Genomic DNA, 21,837 nt, shown 5'->3' with positions numbered 1-21,837 from the left:
CTCCTGAACAGGGAAGGGCCGGCGGAGGACGAGGCCTGCGCCGGAAAAGGGGAAAAGAAGGTGCGGGTTCAGGAGGGCCAAGGAGGTCCGCGTCGTCCCCGGACGCGGCGAAGTTCCACAGTCAGCAACGGCATCGCCCCAGCCGCACGCGACCGCGCGATCCCGGCAGCCGCCACCGGGACCGGCAACGGCCGGACCAGCAGCGGAAGAATGACCCGCAGGACGTGCAGCACCGCGAGCAGCATCGCGTCCGCCCGCGCCAGCACCAGCGCGGTGAGCAGCGTCGCGACAGCGTGCGCGGCGGTCATCGCCCAGCCGTCCGGCGCGGCGGGCGCACCGGACGGATCGTGCCCGCCGAGCGTCGTCAGCACCAGGTGCATCACGAGCTGCCCGCCGCCGAGCACGGCGATCGTGCCGAGCGGTCCTCGGGCGCGCCCGGCGAGCGCGGTGGCGGACCAGCCGAGCAGGCCGGTAAGCAGGAGAGTGAGCGCGGGATCCGGCAGCCCGCCGTCGGCGGCCGCGTGCGCGGTGACGGCGAGTGACGCCGAACTCAGCGCGAGCAGTCCGCCGCGGACAGCGGCGAGTGCGCCGCGATGCCGGGCTGGAGTGCTCATTCGGGCAGCTTAACGGCACTCCGGTGGGTGACTGAAGCGTCTCGAATGGTGAGCACCTGCGGAAAACGCACAGGTAGGCGGGTCTCGATCCGGTAAAAACCGCTCGGTGGAGCGCTGTGCTTCGGTTGCCGACCCCTCGCTGATGCGAAACGGTGGGTAATCACAACCGAGAAGTGGGGGTTTCGACCGTATCCGTTCCGGGTAGTCACCCTGCCGATTGATGGGCTACTCCGAACGGGTGACGTCCGGGGCTCGCAAGCTGGCGGGAGAACGAATACGGATGAACCTCTTCGAGTACATCTCGGACCGGTGGGGAAGGCTGCTGCTCCAGGCGTGGCTGCACACCAGCATGGTCGTGCAGTGCACGATCCTCGCCGCGATCCTTGGCGTGCTGATCGGCATCGCCGTCTATCGCAGCCCCATCGGCTCCGCCGTCGCCACGGCACTGGCCAGCACGATCCTCACCGTCCCGTCGTTCGCCCTGCTGGGTCTGCTGATCCCGCTTTCGGGCCTCGGCTCGACGACCGCGGTGATCGCGCTCGTGCTGTACGGCCTGCTGCCCATCGTCCGCAACACGATCGTCGGCCTCGACGCGGTCGACCCGGCGATCACCGACGCCGCCCGCGGCATCGGGATGAGCAGGCTCTCCGTGCTCACCCGGGTCGAACTGCGGCTGGCCTGGCCGGCGATCCTCACCGGGATGCGGGTCGCCACGCAGATGCTCATGGGCATCGCGGTGATCGCGGCCTACGCCAAGGGCCCCGGCCTCGGCGCGGAGGTCTTCTCCGGCCTCACCAACGCCGGGAGCACGAACTCCCTCAACCAGGCCCTCACCGGCACCGTCGGCGTGGTCATCCTCGCGCTGGTGCTCGACGGCATCTACGTCCTGATCAAGCGATTCACCATTTCTAGGGGTGTCCGTGGCTGAGCACACTGCGACCGAAGAAAACGTCTCCGGCGTCGAGATCGAACTCGACCACGTCACCAAGCGCTACTCCGGCACCCGCGCCCCGGCTGTCGACGACTTCTCGATGGTCGTGCCCGCGGGCAAGATCGTGGTGTTCGTCGGCCCGTCGGGCTGCGGCAAGACCACCACGATGCGGATGATCAACCGCTTGATCGAGCCGACGTCCGGCCGGATCACCATCGGCGGGCAGGACGCGCTGAAGCTCGACGTGGACACCCTGCGCCGCCAGATCGGCTACGCGATCCAGCAGGCCGGGCTGTTCCCGCACTTCACCGTCTCGCAGAACATCGCCGTCGTGCCCGGCCTGCTCGGCTGGGACAAGAAGAAGGTGACCGCGCGGGTCGAGGAGATGATGGACCTGGTCGGGCTCGACCCGGCCGATTTCCGCGACCGCTACCCGCGCCAGCTGTCCGGCGGCCAGCAGCAGCGCGTCGGCGTGGCCCGCGCGCTCGCCGCCGACCCGCCGGTGCTGCTGATGGACGAGCCGTTCGGCGCGGTCGACCCGATCACCCGCGGCAACCTGCAGGACGAACTGCTGCGGCTGCAGACCGACCTGAAGAAGACCATCGTCTTCGTCACGCACGACTTCGACGAGGCGGTCAAGCTGGGCGACCGGATCGCGGTGCTCGGCAACCAGTCGAAGATCCTGCAGTACGACACCCCGGAGTCGATCCTGGCGAACCCGGCCGACGACACCGTCGCCGGTTTCGTGGGCGCCGGCGCTTCGCTCAAGCAGCTGACCCTGCTGCGCGTGCGCGACGTCGAACTCCAGCAGGACGCGCTCACCACCACGATCGACGAAGCGCCCGCTGACCTGCGCGAGAAGCTGAGCAAATCGCGCAAGCCGTTCGCGCTGGTGCTCGACCAGCGGCGACGGCCGATCCGCTGGGTGCACGTGCGCGAGCTGACCAACGCCACGTCGCTGGGTTCGGTCGGCAAGCCGCTGCGCGACATCGTCAGCCTCCAGTCGACGCTGCAGGACGCGCTCGAGGCGATGCTCGCCGAAGGCGGTTCGGTGCCGGTCACCGGCGCGCGCGGCGAGTACGCGGGCACGATCAAGCTGGACACCGTCATCGCGACCATCCAGCAGCTGCGCGACGAGCACGCCGACGACCACGTCGACGAGGACGGGGCCACGGCATGACCGCTGCCGTCGATACCGGATTCAGCACCGAGTCAGGCTCCCGCCGCGCGGAACGCGTCCGCCTGTTCGCCCAGCCCGCCGTGGTCGTGCTGATCGTCGCGGTGACGCTGATCTGGGTGTTCGCCAGCGGGCTCACCGCGACCGAGAAGGAAACGCTGAACGCGGAGTCGCTGCTCACCGCGCTGCGCGACCACGTGGCGATGACCGTCGTGGTCACCGCGATCGTGGTGCTGGTGGCGGTGCCGCTCGGCATCATCGTCACCCGGCCGTGGGCGAAATGGCTCGCGCCGATCTTCCTGGCCATCGCGAACATCGGACAGGCCGCGCCGGCGCTGGGCGTGCTGGTGCTGTGGTTCATCTTCACCGGCGCGGTCGGCGGGCTGTGGGTCGCCGCGCTGCCGCTGGCGTTCTATTCGCTGCTCCCGGTGCTGCGCAACACGATGGTCGGCATCCAGCAGGTCGACCCGTCGCTCATCGACGCCGGCCGCGGCATCGGGATGTCCGCGCAGAAGGTGTTGTGGCGGGTGGAATTCCCGCTCGCGGTTCCGCTGATCCTGGCCGGCCTGCGCACGTCGCTCGTGCTGGCGGTCGGCACCGCGACGTTCGGCATGTTCGTCAACGCGGGCGGGTTCGGGCTCCTGATCGACACCGGCTACAAGCTCAACCTGACCAAGGTGCTGATCACCGGTTCGGTGCTGGCCGTCGCGCTGGCGCTGCTGGTGGACTGGCTGGGCGCGGTCGCCGAGCAGTACTTCGGACCGAAGGGACTGCGCTGATGAACGTCCTGAAAAAGGCGGGCGCGCTGGTCGGCGCCGCCCTGCTCGCCGGGACGCTCTCGGCGTGCGGGCTCGACGTCAACACCTCGATCCCGTTCAAGATCGAACCAGGGTCCATCCGGCCGATCCCGTCGCTCGAAGGCCAGCGCGTGGTCGTCGGGTCGAAGGACTTCACCGAGAACATCATCCTCGGCTACATGGCCGAAATGGCGCTGAGCGCGGCGGGCGCGGACGTCATCGACCTCACCGACATCAAGGGGTCGAACTCGTCGCGGCAGGCGCTGCTCAACGGGCAGACCGACGTGACCTGGGAGTACACCGGCACCGGCTGGATCAACTACCAGGGCAACGAGCTGCCGGTGCCGGGCGGGGAGAAGGCGCAGTACGAGGCCACGAAGAAGGCCGACGCGGAGAAGTACGGCGTCACCTGGCTGAACTACTCGCCGCTCAACGACCAGTACGCCTTCGCCACCACCGAGGCGTACGCGGCGAAGAACAACCTCAAGACCACGTCGGACCTGGCGAAGTTCCTCACCACGCACCCGGACCAGAACCGGTTCTGCCTGGAGACGGAGTTCACCAGCCGCCAGGACGGGTTCCCGGCGGCGGTCAAGGCGTACGGGTTCAAGAACCCGAAGATCGAGAACTTCGGGATCGGCACCATCTATTCGGCGGTGGCCAACGGCACCTGCCCGGTCGGCGAGGTCTTCACCACCGACGGCCGGATCTCCGGGCTGAACCTGCGCGTGCTCGAGGACGACAAGAAGGCGTTCCCGCAGTACAACGCGGCGGCGACGCTGCGCACGGAGTTCCTGAACCAGCACCCGGAAATCCGCGGCCCGCTGGAGACGGTGGCGGCGGCGCTCGACAACAAGCAGATGGTCGAGCTGTGCAAGAAGGTCGACGTCGACGGCAAGGACGCGGGCACCGTCGCGCACGACTGGATGCTGCAAAAGGGCTTCATCAAGTAGCGCTTCCCGGCAGCGGAAAGGGCCCCTTGAGTTCGCTCAAGGGGCCCTTTCGCCGGGTTCAGATGCCCAAGCGGTGCAGCAGCTGCTCTTCCAGCCGTTCGAGCTCGCCGGTGACCGCCCGGTGCGCGGCCTTGCGCCGGCCCGCGGGCATGCGCTCGGCGGCGCGCACCGTGGCCGACAGCTGCTCCAGCGTCGACTGCGTTTCGGCGGCGAACTTCTGGTCCTGCTCGGTCGCCTTCGCCGACTTCTTCAGCTCGCCGAGCCCCTGCACGAGACCCGCGATCCGGGCGTGCAGCGCCGCGCCGCGGCCGGTGTACTCGCCGAGCTGGTCGACGGCGACACCCAGCTTGCGGGCCTGGTAGCGGTCGTACGCCTCCCGCGCCGCACCCGCCGCGCGGACCGCGTACGGCGCGAGCACCGGCAGCACCGCCGGTCCGAGCACCTTGGCCACCGCGACCGCGTTCTTCGCCTTCTTCGGGGTGATCCGGGCTTCACCCTCGTCCTTTTTGGCCTTGTCTTGCTTGGCCTTGCGCGCCATGGCCGTTACCTCCCACGCCTTCTCCGGATGAACTTACTGGTCCCCGACCTGACGGGCATGTCGGCTCGCGCGGGGAATGTCGTACCCACGATCTATTGTGATCGCTATGGGAGACGAGGTGTTGCTCGACGCGGGAGCAGTGAGTCGTTGCCGCCGCCGGGTGCACCTGGAACACGACCCGGCGATGCGCGACGTGCCGCTGCCGCCGCCGGATCCGACCGCACAACAGCGCATCGACGACGCGACCGCGCACCGCGAGGAAATCCTCGAACAGCTGGTCGCGGCGTCGGGGCCGGAGGCAACCTGGGCCAGGGTGCCGCGCACCGCGTCCGCTGGCGAGCGGGTGCGGCTCACCGAGCAGGCGTTCGCGGACGGCACGCAGTACATCTGGGGCGCGCTGCTGCCAGCCGACCCGGTCGGGCACCGGCGCGGCGGCATCGACCTGCTCGTGCGCGTCGACGACGGGTATGTGCCGGTGCTGGTGGTCCGGCACCGGATCACCGACCGCGGCCAGGGCGCACCCACCACCGCGATGACGGAGCTGGATCCGGCGCGCCGTTCGCCGGACGAGCTGCGCAAGGTGCGCTCGCAGCCGCGAGACCAGCTGCGGCTCGCCCACCTGCGGCGAATGCTGGAGACGCGCGGCTTGGCGGCCGGCGGGCGCGCGCTCGGCGGCGTGATCGGTCTGGACGCGGACGTCGTCGTCTGGCACGACCTCACCGCGGGCACCTGGCCGGGCGGACGCAGCGCACTGGACGAATACGACGCACGCTTCGCGGACCGGCTCGCCGTCGCGACCGCTGCCGCCACCGGTGCCGAAGCGCTGGCCGCGCCTTCGCGGGTGCTGGAGTGCCGACGGTGTCCGTTCTGGGCCACGTGCGAGGTCGTGCTCACCGAAACGCGTGACGTGAGCCTGGTCGTGCGCGGCGAGGACGCGGGCGAGCTGCGCCGCGTCGGAGTGTCCACAGTAGACAAGCTGGCCGCGCTGGACCCGGCCGCCGAGATGCCGCCGATGAACTGGACGGGCGGCACGTTCTCGGACGCGATCATGCTGGCCCGGGCGTGGCTGGCAGACCTCACGGTGGTGCGTCGCACGCCGAAGATCGAGGTGCCGCGCGCGGACGTCGAGGTCGACGTGGACATGGAAAGCTTCGGCGATTCCGGGGCTTACCTGTGGGGGACGCTGTTGTCCGGAGTGGACATCGGAGTGCCGCAGGGGTACCGGGCATTCGCGACCTGGGAGCCGCTGCCGACTGTGGACGAGGCGCGGTCGTTCGCTGAGTTTTGGGCGTGGTTCACGGATGTTCGCGAGCGGACGCTGGCCGCGGGGCTGACTTTCCGGGCGTATTGCTACAACGCGCTCGCGGAGAACCGGTGGCTGTTCGGGTCGGTCGAGCGGTTCGGGGAGTATTCCGGGATCCCGGAGAAGCGGACTGTTCAGTCCTTTGTGGACTCAGATGAGTGGGTTGATCTTTTCCGCAGTGTGACGGATCAGTTCCTGTGCTCGCGGGGCAAGGGCTTGAAGGTGATCGCCCCGGTGGCCGGGTTCGCGTGGCGGGATCCGGAGGCTGGTGGCGAGGCCTCGATGCGGTGGTACCGGGATGCGGTCGGCATGGACGGCGCGGTCCCTGATGACGAGCAGCGGGAACGATTGTTGCGGTACAACGAGGATGACGTGCTCGCGACTAAGGCGCTGCGGGAGTGGATGAGCGGGCGGGCTCAGGTTGAGGTTCCGTACATGTTGGATATCTGAGGTCTGCTGCTGGGTGGTGTGGGGCCGTGATTCTTGGGTGTTGGGTTCCGGCGTGTCTCAGATCTCTGGCGGGGGTTCCATCCGCTCCTCGGCTCACTGGCTTGGGTTTCACCCGGGCTTGGGTTCCGCCCGCTCCCCGGCCGGGCTTGGGGTCCGCCGCCCTCAGCCGGTATTGGGTTCCGCCTGCCCCTCGGTCGGGCTTGGGTCCCACCACCCCTCAGCCTGATTGTGACTACGGGCGGCGGGTGCTTGTCAAGGCGGGAAAGATGCCTTGACAAGCACCCGCCGCCCGTGTTTTTGGCTTCGTATCGGGGTTGTGGGGGTGTGGGTGGGTTGTCCTCGCGCTCGGTTCGGTCTCGTTTCGGGGCGGTTTTGCCGGGCCCCGGGCGTTGCCGGGCCCCGGGCGTTGCCGGGCCCCGGGCGTTGCCGGGGTTTCGTTGGGCGCTGGTCTTGCCTGGATGACTCGGGCGGTTCGCAGCCCTCGGATTTGGCGGATGTCTCGCAAGACCCGGCCTTGCCGGGCAGTTCGTCGGGGCTTGGTCTTGCCCGGGTGACTCGGGCGTTCGCGAGTCCTCCGGTTTGGCGGATATCTCGCGGGATCCGGCCTTGCCGAGTGGCTCGTCAGGCTCCGGTCTCGCCGCGTACCTCGCGAGATCCGGCCTTGCCGGGCGCTTCCCAGGTCCCTGGTTCGTGCACCTCGCCGGATTCCTTGCCGCTTCCCGTGCCGCTAGGCGGTTCTCGCGGCTCCGCTCGAGCTGCGTCCCCGGCTCGCTCCCGCGCCCTGCATCGCCCGTCGGATCGTGGCCGCGCGCCTCAGCCAAACCTGCGGGTGTCTCGTCTGCCTGCCCTGTTGCTCACACCCGGTTCCGTCCTCCAACCCCCGCGTCCAGCCCCAACCTCGCCACCGGCCCAAGCTTCCGCCATTGCCGCCAACCCCACTTCTCCCTATACTCGTCCACGAGTACTCGCCCACGAGGAGGTCGTAAGCGTGAAGCGGCGAAAGGTGTCCAACTTGCTGGGCCTCGCCGTGCTGGCCACCGTGTTCGAGCGGCCGATGCATCCGTACGAAGTGGCCTCTCTCCTGCGGGAACGCGGCAAAGAGGGCGACCTGAAGATCAAGTGGGGCTCCCTCTACACAGTCGTCGGCAACCTCGAAAAGCACGGGTTCATCGAGGCCGTCGAGAACGTGCGGGACGGGGCTCGGCCGGAGCGGACCGTTTACCGGATTACCGACGCGGGCCAGGCTGAGCTGGAGGATTGGGTCGCCGAGTTGCTCGCGGTGCCGGATTTGGAGGCCACGCGGTTTCACACGGGGCTGTCGGTGATGCTCGCGCTCGGGCCGGACGTTGTCGATCAGCAGTTGCGGCATCGGGTCGGCGAGCTGGACCGGCTGATCGGCGACCGTGTCGAGGCGTTGGCGAAGATGCGGGCTGAGCTGCCTCGGCTGGTTCTCGTCGAGGCGGAGTACCAACTGGCGATGTGGCGCGCGGAAGCCGAATGGGTTCGCGGGCTGCACGAGGAGCTGACCACCGGCGCGATCCCGGGGGTCGAGGAGTGGCGGCGTTACCGGGAGACCGGGGAGCTGCCTGACATGGCCGCCTTCGTCGAGAACGAGGGCGAATAAAGAGGTCCCGGAGGAGGTGCTGGCACACCGCCGCCGGGACCGGGAACCGTCGAACTGGAAACCGCGAGGTGCGGGAACCTGTCTTCAGGCTGCGCTGACAAGGATACGGCCCCGCGGCGAACCGGTTCGGACTCAACCGAACAGGGAGAAACACAATGGGGAATACCCAGGTCAAACGCCACCGTACGAAACTGCTGCCGGAGATGGAGGGGCCGGTCGCCCGGGCGTACGCGCGGGGACGCGGTACCGAACCGCAGCGAATTCAGTATCGCGAAACGGCCGAGATGCTGGCTTCGGAGCTGGCCGAGGGCGCGGACGTGCTCGAGGTCGCGCCTGGGCCGGGCTTCTTCGCGGTGGAGCTGGCCCGCACCGGCCGGTGCACGGTGACGGGGCTGGATGTCAGCCGGACGTTTGTTCAGCTGGCCAGGGAGTACGCGCATGAGCAGGGCGTCTCGGTCGATTTCCGTCGCGGTGACGTGGCGGCGATGCCGTTCGTGGACGGGTCGTTCGACTTCCTGATCTGCCAGGCGGCGTTCAAGAACTTCGCCGACCCGGTGGACGCGCTCGACGAGATGCACCGGGTGCTGCGGCCGGGCGGGGTCGCGCTGGTGCAGGACTTGAGCAAGAGCACGACCGATGCGGAGCTGGACGCTGAGGTCGCGCGGATGAATCTCGGTCCAGTGGCCACGTTCACCACCGTTCGCACCCTGCGCGGGCTGCGGCGGCGGGCGTACACGCCGGAGCAGTTCCGCGCGACGGTCGCGGAGAGCAAGTTCCGCACCTGCGAGGTGACCCCGGACGGGATCGGCCTCGAGGTGCGGATGCGCAAGGAATGACCGGGCGAGTGGCTGTGCCGCTGAGGGGGCGGCACAGCCACTCGCGAGGCAACGTCAGCGCGGGGCCATCCGCAGCGAGCCGTCCATGCGGACGACCTCGCCGTTCAGGTAGTCGTGGTCGATCAGCGACAGGGCGAGCTGCGCGTACTCGTCCGGCCGCGCCAGCCGCTTCGGGAACGGCACCCCGGCGGCGAGTCCGGCGCGGAATTCGTCGCTGACGGTGGCGAGCATCGGGGTGTCGACGATGCCGGGGGCGATCGTCAGCACGCGGATGCCGTGCGAGGCGAGGTCGCGCGCGGCGGGCAGGGTCATCCCGACCACGCCGCCCTTGGACGACGCGTACGCCACCTGCCCGATCTGGCCGTCGTACGCGGCGACGGACGCGGTGTTGATGATGACGCCGCGGGCGTCGTCGGCCAGCGGTTCGGTCTTCGCGATCGCCTCGGAGGCGATGGTGACCACGTTGAACGTGCCGATCAGGTTGATCTGGATGACCTTCGCGTACAGCGCGAGGTCGTGCCTGCCCTTGCGGGACAGGATGCGCGCGGACGGTCCGATGCCCGCGCAGTTGACCACCGTGCGCAGCGGTACGCCCGAGCCCGCCGCGGTGTCGACGGCGGCCTGCACCTGGTCCGGGTCGGTCACGTCGGCCTCGACGTAGGTGATGCCGTCGATCTGCTCGGCCTTCTCGATCGAAGGCGCGAGGTCGAGGGCGAACACCCGCGCGCCTTTCGCGGCCAGCGCCTTGGCGGTCGCGCCGCCGAGTCCGGACGCGCCACCCGTGACGAGCGCTGCGGTGTCGGTGATCTGCATCTTCAGCCTTCCTCCTGCTCTCGGTGCCGCGGTGCACCTCCGCGCCCAGGTTAACGCTCGTTCGCATGCCTGTCGGAGTGTGTCGCCTCACCCGCTGTCGTCGCGAGGAGTATTCGGCCGCGACCGCTTCCGTTAGCACTGAGGTCAACTCCGGCTGTCACCTTCAGCGTCATGAGCTCAGCTCGGATCGTGGTGGTAGGGACGGGATACGTCGGATTGACCACGGGGGCTTGTCTCGCGAGCCTCGGGCACCGCGTCACCTGCGTTGACGTGGACGTGGCGAAAGTGAACCGGCTGTCGGCCGGGCGCGTGGACATCCTCGAACCAGGACTCGCCGAACTGGTCTCCCGCGGACTGGCGAACGGACGGCTGTCGTTCGTCGTCGGCGCGCGGGAAGCCGTTCGCGGCGCGGAGGGCGTGTTCCTCTGCGTGCCGACGCCGATGGGCGCGGGCGGGTCCGCGGATTTGCGCGCGGTGGAATCGGTGACCGCCGAGATCGGCGACGTGCTGCCGGCCGGCTGCGCGCTGATCACGAAGTCGACGGTGCCGGTCGGCACCGCGAAGCGGATCCAGGCGATGGTCGGCCGCGCCGACGTGCCGGTGGTCTCCAACCCCGAATTCTTGCGCGAAGGCACTGCGGTGCAAGACTTCCTGCACCCGGACCGGATCGTGGTCGGATCGGATTCGCACGCGGCCGCCGCGTGGGTCGGGCAGTTGTACGGCGACCTCGCCGCACCCGTCGTGGTCGCGGACGCGGCGAGTGCGGAACTGGTCAAGTACGCGGCGAATTGCTTTCTCGCGCTCAAACTGTCCTATGTGAACTCGATCGCCGAACTGTGCGAACGGCTCGGCGCGGACATCGACCTGGTCACCGAAGGCATGGGCTACGACCGGCGGATCGGCCGCACCTTCCTCAAACCCGGCCCGGGCTGGGGCGGTTCGTGCCTGCCCAAGGACACCAGCGCGCTGGTCAAGGTCGCCGAATCGGTCGACTACGACTTCCGGATGCTGACCTCGGCGATCGACGAGAACATCGCCCAGCGCGACCGGATCGTGGCGAAGATCGCAGGAGCCTGCGGCGGAACGCTGGCCGGCGCGCGGATCGGCGTGCTGGGCCTGGCGTTCAAGGCGGGCACGAACGATCTGCGCGATTCTCCCGCGCTGGCAGTGTCTTCGGTGCTGGGCGCGCTCGGCGCGGAGATCACCGCGTACGACCCGGCGGTGTCCGGCGGCATCGCCGGGATGACCGTGGTGGACGACCCGTATCAGGTCGCCAAGGACGCGGATGTCGTTGTGGTGCTTACCGAATGGGCCGAGTTCCGCAATCTCGACTGGGTCGCGATCGCGGACGCGATGGAAGGTGACGACGTGGTCGACACCCGCAATCTGCTCGACCCGCGGATGATTCTCGACGCCGGGTTGTCCTGGCAGGGAGTCGGGCGCCCGCGCGCGGCCCGGCGGCGAGTTCCGGTTTTCTGATGGGAGATTCGCTTCGGTTGCGCTATGCTCCTCGGCGGCATCGCGTGTCGGTCACCGGCTGGGTGAGGCATGGAGGTGCTGGGATGCCTTGTGGAGGCATTGCTTCGTGTCACTTTCTCTTGAACTGAATCACCTGATGGTCCCGTCCCGGAACAACCGGGAATCCGCCGAATTCTTCGCGCACCTGCTCGGGTTCGAGATCGGCGAGGAATGGGGCCCGTTCATCCCGGTCGAAACCAGCAACGGCGTGCGGCTCGACTTCGCGACGGTGCCGGACGCCGATCGCAAGCTGCAGCACTACTGTTTCCTCATTCCGGAAGACGACTTCGACGCGTTTTTCCTGCGGTTGAAGGAAACCGGGGTCGACTACCACGCCGGACCGGGCGGGCAGGGCCCCGGCGAGATCAACCACAACCACGGCGGACGCGGCGTGTATTTCCTCGACCCGGGCGGAAACGGGATCGAGGTCATCACGCAGCCGTACGAGCCGGAGCGGAAACGGCCCGCGAGCTGGTAAGTCCTTTGTAGACGGACGGCGGGCGGGTCACAGCGGAAGCGAGGCCCACCCGCCGCCCGCGGCAAGCAAAGTCCGGACGCTCTCCGCGTGGTCGGAGAACGCGGCCAGATCGGCGTGCAACAGCGCGGCCCGCTCGGAATCGAGCGGGTCCGCGTCGTCGCGCCACAGTTCGAGCGTCCAGTTGGCGGCCAGGATCATCGAGCGGACCAGCCCGGCGACCGCGGAATCCGGCCGGTCGTACGCGGCGAGGATTTCGTCGCACGTGGTGAAGCAGCGTTCCAGGCCGCGGACGGCTTCGGCGGGCGTGCCGTCCCAGTCCGGTCCCGGCCAGGCGCACGAGCCCAGCGCGAGCCACAGCTGCCAGCCGGCGGTCAGCTCGGCTTCGTCGCGGGGCGTCCAGTGCGCGGCCATCCCTTGAGTGTGCGCCCCGCCGGCCGGTTTGCCGCCGGGGTTTTGGCCGAGGTCACGTGCGTGGCTGTTCCCACAGCCAGAACTCGATCCCCTGGTCGTCGGCACAATCCGCCGTTCGGCCGTACGGCTGGTTCTCCACCTCGCCCGCCCGGCCGCCCCCCTCGCGCACCCGGCCGAGCGCGGCCTCGAGGTCGTCGACGGCGAACATCAGCTTCCAGCCGGACTGCAGTTCCGGTCCGCCCCACAGCCCGCCGGGCAGGCCGTCGCCCTCGATGCGCCACGCGGTCGGCAGGCTGCCCTGGTTGAACTGCCAGCCGAGCACCGCGCCGTAGAACGCCTTCGCCCGGCCGTCGTCGGGCACCTGGAAGGTGAAGTACCCGGCCTCGCCGTGCCGGTACGTGCGCTCCCCGGGCGTTTTCGCTTGTGGCGCGGCCTTTCCGACCAGCCAGCGCTGGCCGTAGGGGTCGCGAATCACCCCGTTCAGCCCGTAGCCGCGGTCCTCGACCGGACGCAGCAGTTCCGCGCCCAGTTCCACGGCCCGCCGCGCCGCGTCCTGCGGATCGGGCACCTCGACGCGCACCAGCGCGCCGCCCTCCGGCGCGACGACATTGCCCAGCTCGGGGAACTCCTCGGCCAGCATCAGCACGCTGTCGCCGATGTCCAGTTCGGCGTGCCCGACCCGGCCGTCGTCCATCACGATCGGCTCGGCTCGGCGCCGTGCGCCGAAGACCTCGACGTAGAAGTCGAGCGCGGCGCGCGCGTCGGTCACGACCAGGTACGGCGTCAGCGCACCCGCTCGGGCCTGTTGCGGTGTGGTTTCGGTGGTGGTCATCTCCGCTCCGTTCAGGATCAGTCGGCGGAGGTCGTCCCGCAGCTGCTCGGCGAAGGCCGGATCGGGGTCGGCCGGAGTCGAAGGCAGTGCGAGCGCGTCGAACGGTTCAGGCATCGCGTCCCTCCTTCTCCTGGTAGCCGCGGCGGAACGCGGTTTTGGCCCGCGTCAGCAACGCCTCCGTCGCGTGGATGGTCCGGCCGAGATGCGCCGCGACGTCGCGCACCGGAAGGCCGTCGACGTACCGCAAGGTGAGCACCGCCCGATGCGAGACGGTCAGCGTTTCGAGCACCTGCCGCGCACGCAGGGCGTCGAGCTGCTCGTCCCAGGGATCCTCGACGTCGCATCCGGCGTCGTGCACGAGCCGCAGCCCGCGCTGTTCCCGTTCGGCGCGCCGCCAGTGGTCGGCCAGCTTGTGCCGGGCCACCCCGATCAGCCAGGGCGTGCTCACCGGCGGCGCGTGCTCCTTGCGGCAGGCGGCGACCGCGCCGAGGAACGTCTCCGACGTCAGTTCCTCCGCCAGCACGCGGTCGCCGCACCTCGCGAGCAGGTAGCCATAGACCTCCGGCAGGGCCTTCTCGTAGAGGCCGAGCAGCGCGAAGGCCGGGTCTGGCTGCACCCGAGGTTCCGTCACATCCCCATCGTCGTCCGGGAGCGGGGTTTTCCGTCGGTCGAATTCTCAGCGAGGATCGGGAAGTTTGCGAGCCAGCCCGCTCACGAGCAGCGCCAGCACCGCCAGAATCCCGATGATCAGCACGAACGCACCCTGGTAGCCCATCGCGCCCGGCACGCTCAGGCTGGCGAACAGGCTGCCCAGCACCGCGACGCCCAGCGCCAGCGACGTCTGCTGGGTCGTGGTCAGCACGCCGCCGCCGACCCCCGCCAGGTCGGCGGGCACCCGGGACAGCACGACCCGGAACAGCGTGCTCATCGCGAGCCCGTTGCCGACGCCGATCAGCACCATCGCCGGGGCCAGCTGCCAGATCGACAGGTCCGGCCAGTCGAGCAGCGCGGTTCCGGCGAGCGCGAGCAGCCCGACGGCGAGGATCACCCCGCCGATCGGCACGATCTTGCGGCCGAACCGGGCGACGAGGCGGCTGCTGACCAGCGAGGTCGTGAAGTACGCGACGGCCATCGGGGTCAACGCCAGCCCGGCGCCGAGCGGGCCGAGGTGCAGGCCGTTCTGCAGGGTCACCGCGTAGACGAACATGAACGAGCCGAAGGTGCAGAAGAACGGCACCGCGACGGTCAGGCCGTGCCGCACGCTCGCCGTGCGCAGCAGGGCAGGCGGCAGCAGCGGGGTGCCGCCCGCGGCTTCGAGGTTCCGTTCCGTGCGGGCGAAGCCGAACGCCGCGAACGGGAAGAGCACCAGCAGCGCGATGCTCCACCACGGCCAGCCGAGCGCGCGGCCCTCCATGATCGGGATCAGCAGCGACAGCAGCGAAACGGCCAGCAGCACGGTGCCCCAGCGGTCGACGCCGAGCGGGTTGCTCGCCCGGCTGTCCGGCACCGTGCGGCGCGCGAGCAGCAGCCCGACGATCCCGATCGGCACGTTGACCAGGAAGATCGGCCGCCAGCTCAGGTCCCACACGTTGGCGGCGACCAGCGCGCCGCCGAGCAGCTGGCCGACCACGGTGGCGATGCCGCCGGTCGCGCCGTACATGCCGATCGCGCGCGAGCGGCGTTCGCCGGAGGTCCCGGCCTGGATGATCGACAACACCTGCGGCAGCAGCAGCGCCGAAGCCGCGCCCTGTGCGACGCGGGCGATGACCAGCGTGGCGGCGTCCGGGGCGACGCCGCAGGCCAGCGAGGTGAGCGTGAACAGCGTGAGGCCGAGCAGGAAGAGCCTGCGGCGGCCGAAGGTGTCGCCGAGCCGCCCGCCGAGCACCAGCAGCACCGCGTACGCGATGCCGTAGCCCGCGACGACCAGTTCGAGCGTCGCGGTGGACGCGTGCAGGTCGGCATCGATGGTGGGCAGGGCGACGTTGACGATGAAGAAGTCGATGATCGGCAGTGCCGCCCCCAGCAGCACGGTGATCAAGCCGGCGGACGAGAGGCCCGTCCTCTCCGGCGTCCCGACGGCGGCGGTGGCCGTCGCCGGGGCAGTGGTGGTAGTCGTCATGAGTACTACGTTCCGCCGCCGCAAAACCTGGTACCAGGTGTGCTTCTATCCTGGTACTGGGACTACCTGGTAACAGGCTTGGCACTGTGCTTACCTGGTACTCGTGACCAGTGGCATCGAAGACCGCCTGCGCCGGACCGAGCTGGGGGAGTTCCTCCGCAACCGGCGCGGACGCATCACGCCCGAGCAGGTCGGCCTGCCGCTCGGCGGCCGCAGGCGCACGCCGGGGCTGCGCCGCGAGGAGGTCGCGCAGCTCGCCGGGGTGGGGGTCACCTGGTACACGTGGCTCGAACAGGGCCGCGACATCAACGCGTCCGAGCAGGTGCTCAGCGCGATCTCCCGCACGCTCCGGCTCGACCCGCACGAGCACGTGCACCTGTTCACCCTCGCCGGCGCGCCGGAGCCGGTGACGGAGAAGAAGCACTGCTCCGCGATCACGCCGTCGATGCAGGACATGATGGTCCAGCTGGAACCGTTCCCGGTCGCGGTCCGCAACGCGCGCTTCGACGTGCTCGGCCACAACGCCGGCTACGACTGGCTGATGGGCGGCGTCGACGCGATCCCGTACGAGGAACGCAACACGCTCGTCCAGTGCCTGCTCAATCCGGAGTGGAAAGAGCGGATGGTCGACTGGGAGCAGAACGTGCCGCGGATGGTCTCGTCCTTCCGCGCCGCGATGGCCGAGCACATGGGCGAACCCGGCTGGAAATCGCTGGTCAAGCGGTTGCGGGCGGAATCGCCGTGCTTCGAGGAGCTGTGGAGCCAGCACGACGTGAACACCGAGCAGGCCAAGAGCAAGCGCTACCTGCACCCGGACGCAGGCCTGCTCACCTTCGACTTCACCTACCTCTACGCCGGCCGCCGCTCGGAGATCCGGATGTCGGTCTACACCCCGGCGAACGACGAGACTCACGCCAAGCTGCTGGAGTTCGTGCCCAAGACGCGGTAGTGCAGGTGGGTCACGCCCTCGCCAGGCGTGACCTCGGGCGTGCCGAGCCGCACCGGACCGAAGCCGAATTCGCCGAAGAACGGCACCCCGCCGCCGAGCAGGACCGGCACGAGATCGATCCGCACCGCGTCGAGCAGCCCGGCCGCCAAGCACTGCCGCGCCATCTCGCCCGCGTTCACGCCGACGTCGCGGCCGTCGGCCAGTTCTTTCGCCCGCGCCACCGCGACCTCGATGCCCTCGGTGACGAAGGTGAACGGCGAGCCCTCCCAGCCGGCAGGCGCCTCGTGTGTCACCACGACCACCGGCCCGCCGAACGGATGCGTCCCGCCCCAGCCCGAGGTCAGGTCGAACAGCCGTCGTCCGACCAGCAGCGCTCCGGTCGACTCCAGTTGCGCACGCATGACCTTCGCGCTCGCCGGGGACATGCGCAGCGAACGTCCCGGCTGCGCGGTCGGCACCTCCTCGGTGCCGCTGCCCAGCCAGCCGAAGAGCAGATCGAACCCGGATTCGCCCGGCCCCGCCACGAACCCGTCCAACGACATGCTCGCCCCGGCCACTACCTCGCCCATCACTGTCTCCTTTTTTCGCCGTTTGCCTGGTGAACGGAGCCGGATCAGAGTTCTCGACATACCGCGCCGCGCGTAGTCCGATCCCGCGCTTCACGACGGACGCGCCCGCCCGGCTTCCCCGGTAGCTTTCGCACCATGCACTACTGGTGGCGGGCGCAGAACCCGTGGTTCGGGCGGGTGTTCCGGACCTTCGTGGTGCTCGCCTTCGTGCTCGGCGGCTCCAGCGCGTCCGGCCGCTGGCAGCACGCCCCGCATCCGCTGAGCCCGCTCGGCGCCGCCTGGCTGGCCGCGACCGTGCTCACCTTGCTGCTCGTCCACCGGTACCCGCTGCCGCTCTTCGTGCTCACCGCGGCCTCGGCGTACGCGTACTACCTGTCGCCGGAGCCCGGCGGTCCGGTGATCATCGTCCCCACGATCGCGCTGTTCGTGCTTACGCGGCGAAAGGGTCCGGTGGTTGCCGGAAGCACCGGTGCGGCGGTGCTGGTGGGGGCGTACGTGGTCCACATCATCACCGCGCAAACGTTTGCGGTCAGCGCCTGGGCGCTGTTCGCCGTGGTCTGGATGGCCGCCGTGATCGGCATCGCGACCGCGGTCCGGTTCCAGTTCGCCGCCGTTGCCGCCCGGCGCGAGCAGGCCGACGAGCACCGCCACCGGATGGCCGAGCAGGAGCGGCTCCGAATCGCCCGCGAGGTGCACGACGTCGTCGCGCACAGCCTCGCGATGATCAACGTCCAAGCGGGCGTCGCCGCGCACGTCGCGGACCGGCGGCCGGAGGAGGCGAAAGAGGCGCTGCTCAACATCAAGGCAGCCAGCGCGTCCGCGCTCAACGACCTCCGCGCGACGCTCGCCGTGCTCCGTTCCGGCGAGAACCGCGCGCCCGCGCCGAGCCTCGCGCAGGTCGACGAGCTGCTCGACCACGCGCGCGCCGCCGGGTTGGCAGTCGAACTGCACGGCGAAGCCGGCGAGCTGCCCGCGCCGGTGGACGGCGCGGCGTACCGGATCCTTCAGGAGTCGCTCACCAACGTCGTCCGGCATGCCGACGGGGCACAGCGCGTCGAGGTCCGTTTCGAGCGGAAGCCGGGCACGCTGGTCCTGATCGTGCGCGACGACGGCCGCGGCACCGTCCAGCCGACGCCCGGGCACGGTCTGCGCGGCATGCGGGAACGCGCGACCGCGCTCGGCGGCAGCGTCGAGGCGAGCGTCACCGGGCGGGGTTTCCAGGTGCGGGCGGAACTGCCCGTGGAGGGGGAGAAATGACCATCCGCGTCGTACTGGCCGACGACCAGGCCCTGGTCCGCGCCGGATTCCGGCTGCTGCTGGACACCGAGGACGGCTTCGAGGTGGCCGGCGAGGCGAGCGACGGCGAGCAGGCCGTCGCGCAGGCGGTCGAGCACCGGCCCGACATCGTGGTGATGGACATCCGGATGCCCGGCACCGACGGTCTCGAAGCGACTCGCCGGATCACTTCGCACCCCGACCTCGGCGGGGTGAAAGTGCTGGTCCTGACCACGTTCGACGTCGACGAATACGTCTACGAGGCACTCCGCGCCGGGGCAAGCGGGTTCCTGCTGAAGGACACCGAACCGGTCGAACTCCTGCACGCGCTGCGCGTCGTCGCGGCGGGGGAGGCGCTGCTCGCGCCGACCGTCACGCGCCGGTTGATCGCCGAGATCGTCGGACGGCCGGAGCACCGGCGGATCGACACCTCAGCCGTGCAGGAGGTGACCGAACGCGAACGCGAGGTGCTGGCGCTGGTCGCGGGCGGGCTGTCGAACGACGAAATCGCCGCCCACCTGGTGATTTCCGCAGCGACCGCGCGCACGCACGTCAGCCGCATCATGACCAAGATCGGCGCGCGCGACCGGGCGCAGCTGGTGGTGCTCGCGTACGAATCCGGTCTCGTCACCCCGCGCCGCGGCTCGCACGAATGAGCTAAGCCGGGAGTGTGAGTTACGCCGTGTCGGTGAACGTCGTCCCACCGTCGCACGCCTTACCGGAAGAGCATCACTGCTCAGCGAGGGGTGTGGCGGAAGGAGTTCCCGTGGCGTGGGAGATCGTCGTGGTCGCCGCGCTGGCCCTGGTTTTCCTGGTCCGGCTGGTAGCGCAGCTCCGGCGGAGCTGACGGACGCCGGCGCGGCGGCATCGCCCGGCGCACCGGCGGTTCGGCGGTGCGGTCGACGGCTGATTCGACGGGACGCGCCCGGTGCGCGCCCCCGTTCGCGCGCGGCGGCATCGCGCGCGGCGCGTCGTTCGGCGGCGGAGCTCCGTTCCTCGGCATCCGCCCGTTCTGCACCGGACGCGGCCGGGGCGCCGGACGCCGCGGCGGCAGCGGTTCGGCGGGAATCTTCGGGATCTCGGCGGTCACTTCGGCGTCGTCGACGAGCTGAGTCGTTTCGCCCGGTGTTTCGACCGGCGGTTCCACTGGCGGCTCAGGCGTTTCCGGCGCGGGCGGAGGCGGCTTCGGCTTGTGCGACAACCGTCGCGCCAGCGAGTGGCTCGGCCGTTCCACGAACCGGTAGCTCAGTTCGACCACCCCGAACACCGCCGGGATCACGATCAGCAGCGCGATCGGCAGCGGCACCGCCGGGCGCAGCAGTTGCAGCAGCACGAACGTGACCAGCATGTGCAGCAGGTAGATCGAATAGCTGCGCTCGGACAGCATGGTCCAGATCTTGCGCTGCTTCAGCCGGTCCTCGGCGAACATGCCCATCAGGAAGCAGGCGACGGCGAACGCCAGCGCGAGGTTGTACGAGCTGTCCACGCGGCCGACGTTGATGACGTCCGCCAGCACGTACAGCGACCAGGCGCAGCCGCCGTACAGCGCGCCGGTCCAGAGCGGGATCTGCTTCTTGGTCGTCGCCCAGATGACCTGGCCGATGACCATCGCGGGCAGGTACGAGACGTTCACCGCGAACAGCGACCACGACGGTCCGAGCTGGGACCGGCTCATCATCACCACGAAGATGAAGGTCAGTTCGACCGCGATCGCGAGCCACACCCACCGGCGCAGCAGCGGCAGCACCGCCATGAGCAGCAGGTAGAAGATGACCTCGACGATCATCGTCCAGGCCACCGGCACCAGCACGATCTGCGGGTAGATCAGGTAGTTGACCAGCGTGGTGTTGGTGAAGACGGTGAGCGGGTTCAGCGTCTGTGCTTGGCCGGTTGACGGCGGGTGCAGATTCACCAGCAGCAGGAACGCGGTCAGCAGCACCACGAACAGCATCGGCGCGTAGACCCGGATGAACCGGTTGAGCGCGAACCGGCCGGTGCCCTGGCGCAGCGCGATCGGCGTCACGACGAAACCGCTGACCAGGAAGAAGAACGGCACCGCGATCTGCCCGATGCCCTGCTTCGACATGTGCATCGGATCGCTCGTGAGCGCCTCGATGAAGTCGACGTACGGGGCTTTGTCGTTCTTCGCGATCACCCACGGATGGGCGATGTGGCTGTAGAAGACCAGCAGCGCGCCGAGGCCGCGGCCGATGTCGATGAAGACGATCCGGGTTTTCTTCGCGGGCGCGGACGAAGGGTCGGCCAGGGCAGCGGAATTCGGCTCGGCCAGCGTGCTCACCCCCGTCTTCCGCTACCGACAACCTCGTGAAGGTTACCGCCTCGCACCCCCGCCCCGGACGTACTCCCCGCAATTGGCGGTAAGCAGGGGATTAGTCACAACACCCGTTCTGGCCTCGGATTATGCGGTCGCCAGGTACGATCAGGCAGGAATTCGTCCGGTTTCACGCTAGGTAGTTCAGGAGTTCGGGGAGCGTGCAGCAGTCCAGTCTCGGCGGTCCCGTCGAGCCTTCGCCGACCCTGCGCGCCGCTTTCCGCCAAGCCGCCCCCGCGATCAGCCTCTACCTGCTGTTCCAGCTCGTCGCGTTCGGCGTGCTGTGGATGATGAGCTGGAAGGCCGACGTGTCGCCGGGCCGGTTCATCGACAACTTCGACGCCAACTGGTTTCTCTCGGTCGCCCAGCACGGCTACGACCAGCCGGTCGTGCACGGTGCCGACGGGCTGCCGGTCGAGAACAGCCTCGTGTTCTTCCCGCTGTACCCGGCGACGGTGGCGCTGCTGACCCTGGTCGGGATCCCGCCGCTGGCGGCCGGGATGACGATCTCGCTGCTGGCCGGGTGCGCGGCGGCGTGGGGCCTGTTCGTGCTGGGCCGCGACCTGGCCGGACCGCGGGTGGGCCTGCTGGTCGCGGTGCTGTGGTCGATCGGGCCGGGTTCGACGGCACTGCATCTGGCGTATTCGGAATCGCTGCTGATGGCGCTCGTGTCCTGGACGTTCGTGATGCTCGCGCGCCGCGAATGGCTGGTCGCGGGCGGGTTCGCGGTGCTGGCCGGGCTGACGCGGGCGAGTTCCGGGGCGTTGATCGCCGCGGTCGGCATCGCCGCGCTCATCGCGGTCTTCCAGCGGCGCGACGGCTGGCGGCCGTGGGCAGGCGGGCTGATCGCACCGCTCGGCCTGCTGGGCTACCTCGGCTACGTCTGGATCCAGACCGGCCGCCCGGACGGCTGGTTCTGGCTGCAGAACGCCTGGCAGATGCACTTCGATTTCGGCGTCTTCACCTGGACGCAGGTCCGCGAAGGCCTCACCTCGGACAACGCGAGCTGGATCACCGTCACCGCGCTCGTCGTGCTCACCGCGGTGGTGCTGCAGTTCTGGACCTGGGCGACGAAGCTGCCGTTGCCGTGGCAGATCTACGGCACGCTCACCGTGGTGATCGCGCTGTGCTCCTCGAACTTCTTCCAGTCCCGCGCGCGTTTCCTGCTGCCGGCGTTCGTGCTGACCGTGCCGGTCGCGCTCATGCTGGCGAAGCTGCCGAACCGGGTGCTGGCGGTGCTGCTGCCGGTGATCACCGTCGGAAGTGCCTGGTACGGCGCATTCCTGCTGACCATCGCGCACGTGGCACCGTGAGGCAC

General features: G+C 69.5%; 22 protein-coding genes. 13 read left to right on the top strand and 9 right to left on the bottom strand.

Annotated elements, in window-relative coordinates; genetic code table 11:
* Positions 1-68: 68 nt before the first annotated feature.
* Positions 69-614, bottom strand: coding sequence for a hypothetical protein (locus FKO37_RS02855; protein ID WP_238603654.1), 546 nt, complete (start codon positions 612-614; stop codon positions 69-71).
* A gap of 280 nt (positions 615-894) precedes the next feature.
* Here FKO37_RS02855 and FKO37_RS02850 point away from each other — a divergent pair, with 280 nt between their 5' ends.
* From FKO37_RS02850 to FKO37_RS02835, 4 genes are read left to right on the top strand one after another with little or no spacing between them, the layout of a single operon-like run.
* Positions 895-1,542, top strand: coding sequence for an ABC transporter permease (locus tag FKO37_RS02850; protein WP_037806896.1), 648 nt, complete (start codon positions 895-897; stop codon positions 1,540-1,542).
* Positions 1,529-2,725, top strand: coding sequence for an ABC transporter ATP-binding protein (locus FKO37_RS02845; protein WP_051728580.1), 1,197 nt, complete (start codon positions 1,529-1,531; stop codon positions 2,723-2,725). The genes FKO37_RS02850 and FKO37_RS02845 overlap by 14 nt, the downstream gene beginning before the upstream one ends.
* Positions 2,722-3,501, top strand: a complete 780-nt coding sequence (locus FKO37_RS02840) for an ABC transporter permease (protein WP_037806898.1) — start codon at positions 2,722-2,724, stop codon at positions 3,499-3,501. Before FKO37_RS02845 ends, FKO37_RS02840 begins: the two co-directional genes overlap by 4 nt.
* Entirely contained in the window at positions 3,501-4,472 is a 972-nt protein-coding gene (locus tag FKO37_RS02835) for a glycine betaine ABC transporter substrate-binding protein (RefSeq protein ID WP_051728581.1), read from the top strand. The genes FKO37_RS02840 and FKO37_RS02835 overlap by 1 nt, the downstream gene beginning before the upstream one ends.
* A 58-nt stretch (positions 4,473-4,530) precedes the next feature.
* On the opposite strand, the gene FKO37_RS02830 is transcribed toward FKO37_RS02835, so the two are convergent.
* Positions 4,531-5,010, bottom strand: a complete 480-nt coding sequence (locus tag FKO37_RS02830) for a DUF6474 family protein (protein ID WP_037806899.1) — start codon at positions 5,008-5,010, stop codon at positions 4,531-4,533.
* Between the two features lie 106 nt (positions 5,011-5,116).
* Here FKO37_RS02830 and FKO37_RS02825 point away from each other — a divergent pair, with 106 nt between their 5' ends.
* From FKO37_RS02825 to FKO37_RS02815, 3 genes are all read left to right on the top strand, one after another.
* A complete protein-coding gene (locus FKO37_RS02825) occupies positions 5,117-6,763 on the top strand; it encodes a TM0106 family RecB-like putative nuclease (RefSeq protein ID WP_167754008.1) in 1,647 nt (548 codons plus the stop codon).
* Between the two features lie 988 nt (positions 6,764-7,751).
* On the top strand, positions 7,752-8,387 hold the full coding sequence (locus tag FKO37_RS02820; RefSeq protein WP_037806904.1) for a PadR family transcriptional regulator: 636 nt from the start codon (positions 7,752-7,754) through the stop codon (positions 8,385-8,387).
* A gap of 155 nt (positions 8,388-8,542) precedes the next feature.
* Entirely contained in the window at positions 8,543-9,223 is a 681-nt protein-coding gene (locus FKO37_RS02815; RefSeq protein WP_037806905.1) for a class I SAM-dependent methyltransferase, read from the top strand.
* A gap of 54 nt (positions 9,224-9,277) precedes the next feature.
* Here FKO37_RS02815 and FKO37_RS02810 read toward each other — a convergent pair whose 3' ends face one another.
* On the bottom strand, positions 9,278-10,036 hold the full coding sequence (locus tag FKO37_RS02810; RefSeq protein WP_134664552.1) for an SDR family NAD(P)-dependent oxidoreductase: 759 nt from the start codon (positions 10,034-10,036) through the stop codon (positions 9,278-9,280).
* A 171-nt stretch (positions 10,037-10,207) separates the two neighbouring features.
* On the opposite strand from FKO37_RS02810, the gene FKO37_RS02805 reads away from it, so the two are divergent.
* On the top strand, positions 10,208-11,515 hold the full coding sequence (locus FKO37_RS02805; protein WP_238603653.1) for a UDP-glucose/GDP-mannose dehydrogenase family protein: 1,308 nt from the start codon (positions 10,208-10,210) through the stop codon (positions 11,513-11,515).
* 136 nt (positions 11,516-11,651) lie between these two features.
* Positions 11,652-12,032: a VOC family protein gene (locus FKO37_RS02800; protein ID WP_037806911.1), complete on the top strand. Its 381-nt coding sequence runs from the start codon at positions 11,652-11,654 to the stop codon at positions 12,030-12,032.
* Positions 12,033-12,059: 27 nt separating this feature from the next.
* Here the strand turns inward: FKO37_RS02800 and FKO37_RS02795 are convergent, their stop codons facing one another.
* The 4 genes from FKO37_RS02795 to FKO37_RS02780 are packed head-to-tail and all read right to left on the bottom strand — an operon-like array spanning position 12,060 to position 15,394.
* Positions 12,060-12,443 (bottom strand): hypothetical protein, encoded by a 384-nt coding sequence (locus FKO37_RS02795; RefSeq protein ID WP_043837928.1) that lies wholly within the window; start codon positions 12,441-12,443, stop codon positions 12,060-12,062.
* Between the two features lie 52 nt (positions 12,444-12,495).
* Positions 12,496-13,389, bottom strand: a complete 894-nt coding sequence (locus FKO37_RS02790; protein WP_134728003.1) for a VOC family protein — start codon at positions 13,387-13,389, stop codon at positions 12,496-12,498.
* Complete coding sequence (locus tag FKO37_RS02785; RefSeq protein ID WP_037806918.1) at positions 13,382-13,906, bottom strand: RNA polymerase sigma factor; 525 nt, start codon at positions 13,904-13,906, stop codon at positions 13,382-13,384. Before FKO37_RS02785 ends, FKO37_RS02790 begins: the two co-directional genes overlap by 8 nt.
* Before the next feature lie 45 nt (positions 13,907-13,951).
* Entirely contained in the window at positions 13,952-15,394 is a 1,443-nt protein-coding gene (locus FKO37_RS02780) for an MFS transporter (RefSeq protein WP_238603652.1), read from the bottom strand.
* Between the two features lie 103 nt (positions 15,395-15,497).
* Here FKO37_RS02780 and FKO37_RS02775 point away from each other — a divergent pair, with 103 nt between their 5' ends.
* On the top strand, positions 15,498-16,343 hold the full coding sequence (locus tag FKO37_RS02775) for a helix-turn-helix transcriptional regulator (RefSeq protein ID WP_238603651.1): 846 nt from the start codon (positions 15,498-15,500) through the stop codon (positions 16,341-16,343).
* Here the strand turns inward: FKO37_RS02775 and FKO37_RS02770 are convergent.
* Positions 16,304-16,912: a dihydrofolate reductase family protein gene (locus tag FKO37_RS02770; protein WP_037806923.1), complete on the bottom strand. Its 609-nt coding sequence runs from the start codon at positions 16,910-16,912 to the stop codon at positions 16,304-16,306. The two genes, FKO37_RS02775 and FKO37_RS02770, sit on opposite strands and share 40 nt — an antisense overlap.
* Positions 16,913-17,047: 135 nt before the next feature.
* Between FKO37_RS02770 and FKO37_RS02765 the strand changes: the two genes are divergently transcribed.
* Positions 17,048-18,169 (top strand): sensor histidine kinase, encoded by a 1,122-nt coding sequence (locus FKO37_RS02765; protein ID WP_238603650.1) that lies wholly within the window; start codon positions 17,048-17,050, stop codon positions 18,167-18,169.
* Positions 18,166-18,843 (top strand): response regulator transcription factor, encoded by a 678-nt coding sequence (locus FKO37_RS02760; RefSeq protein ID WP_238603649.1) that lies wholly within the window; start codon positions 18,166-18,168, stop codon positions 18,841-18,843. The genes FKO37_RS02765 and FKO37_RS02760 overlap by 4 nt, the downstream gene beginning before the upstream one ends.
* Before the next feature lie 80 nt (positions 18,844-18,923).
* Here the strand turns inward: FKO37_RS02760 and FKO37_RS02755 are convergent, their stop codons facing one another.
* A complete protein-coding gene (locus FKO37_RS02755; protein WP_238603648.1) occupies positions 18,924-20,486 on the bottom strand; it encodes an acyltransferase in 1,563 nt (520 codons plus the stop codon).
* A gap of 194 nt (positions 20,487-20,680) precedes the next feature.
* Between FKO37_RS02755 and FKO37_RS02750 the strand changes: the two genes are divergently transcribed.
* Positions 20,681-21,832: a glycosyltransferase family 39 protein gene (locus FKO37_RS02750; RefSeq protein WP_238603647.1), complete on the top strand. Its 1,152-nt coding sequence runs from the start codon at positions 20,681-20,683 to the stop codon at positions 21,830-21,832.
* Positions 21,833-21,837 lie beyond the last annotated feature (5 nt).

Origin of the sequence: Amycolatopsis sp. Poz14, assembly GCF_006704225.1 — a bacterium.
Classification (GTDB): Bacteria; Actinomycetota; Actinomycetes; order Mycobacteriales; family Pseudonocardiaceae; genus Amycolatopsis; species Amycolatopsis nivea.
Note: the sequence above shows the minus strand (reverse complement) of the source record. Positions and strands in the feature narration are given on the sequence as shown.

What these genes read in the sequence shown, in the direction of transcription:
- FKO37_RS02855 (WP_238603654.1), bottom strand. Translation starts at nt 614, where the DNA reads ATGAGCACTCCAGCCCGGCATCGCGGCGCACTCGCCGCTGTCCGCGGC.
- FKO37_RS02850 (WP_037806896.1), top strand. Translation starts at nt 895, where the DNA reads ATGAACCTCTTCGAGTACATCTCGGACCGGTGGGGAAGGCTGCTGCTC.
- FKO37_RS02840 (WP_037806898.1), top strand. Translation starts at nt 2,722, where the DNA reads ATGACCGCTGCCGTCGATACCGGATTCAGCACCGAGTCAGGCTCCCGC.
- FKO37_RS02835 (WP_051728581.1), top strand. Translation starts at nt 3,501, where the DNA reads ATGAACGTCCTGAAAAAGGCGGGCGCGCTGGTCGGCGCCGCCCTGCTC.
- FKO37_RS02830 (WP_037806899.1), bottom strand. Translation starts at nt 5,010, where the DNA reads ATGGCGCGCAAGGCCAAGCAAGACAAGGCCAAAAAGGACGAGGGTGAA.
- FKO37_RS02825 (WP_167754008.1), top strand. Translation starts at nt 5,117, where the DNA reads ATGGGAGACGAGGTGTTGCTCGACGCGGGAGCAGTGAGTCGTTGCCGC.
- FKO37_RS02815 (WP_037806905.1), top strand. Translation starts at nt 8,543, where the DNA reads ATGGGGAATACCCAGGTCAAACGCCACCGTACGAAACTGCTGCCGGAG.
- FKO37_RS02810 (WP_134664552.1), bottom strand. Translation starts at nt 10,036, where the DNA reads ATGCAGATCACCGACACCGCAGCGCTCGTCACGGGTGGCGCGTCCGGA.
- FKO37_RS02805 (WP_238603653.1), top strand. Translation starts at nt 10,208, where the DNA reads ATGAGCTCAGCTCGGATCGTGGTGGTAGGGACGGGATACGTCGGATTG.
- FKO37_RS02800 (WP_037806911.1), top strand. Translation starts at nt 11,652, where the DNA reads ATGGTCCCGTCCCGGAACAACCGGGAATCCGCCGAATTCTTCGCGCAC.
- FKO37_RS02795 (WP_043837928.1), bottom strand. Translation starts at nt 12,443, where the DNA reads ATGGCCGCGCACTGGACGCCCCGCGACGAAGCCGAGCTGACCGCCGGC.
- FKO37_RS02790 (WP_134728003.1), bottom strand. Translation starts at nt 13,389, where the DNA reads ATGCCTGAACCGTTCGACGCGCTCGCACTGCCTTCGACTCCGGCCGAC.
- FKO37_RS02780 (WP_238603652.1), bottom strand. Translation starts at nt 15,394, where the DNA reads ATGACGACTACCACCACTGCCCCGGCGACGGCCACCGCCGCCGTCGGG.
- FKO37_RS02770 (WP_037806923.1), bottom strand. Translation starts at nt 16,912, where the DNA reads ATGGGCGAGGTAGTGGCCGGGGCGAGCATGTCGTTGGACGGGTTCGTG.
- FKO37_RS02765 (WP_238603650.1), top strand. Translation starts at nt 17,048, where the DNA reads ATGCACTACTGGTGGCGGGCGCAGAACCCGTGGTTCGGGCGGGTGTTC.
- FKO37_RS02760 (WP_238603649.1), top strand. Translation starts at nt 18,166, where the DNA reads ATGACCATCCGCGTCGTACTGGCCGACGACCAGGCCCTGGTCCGCGCC.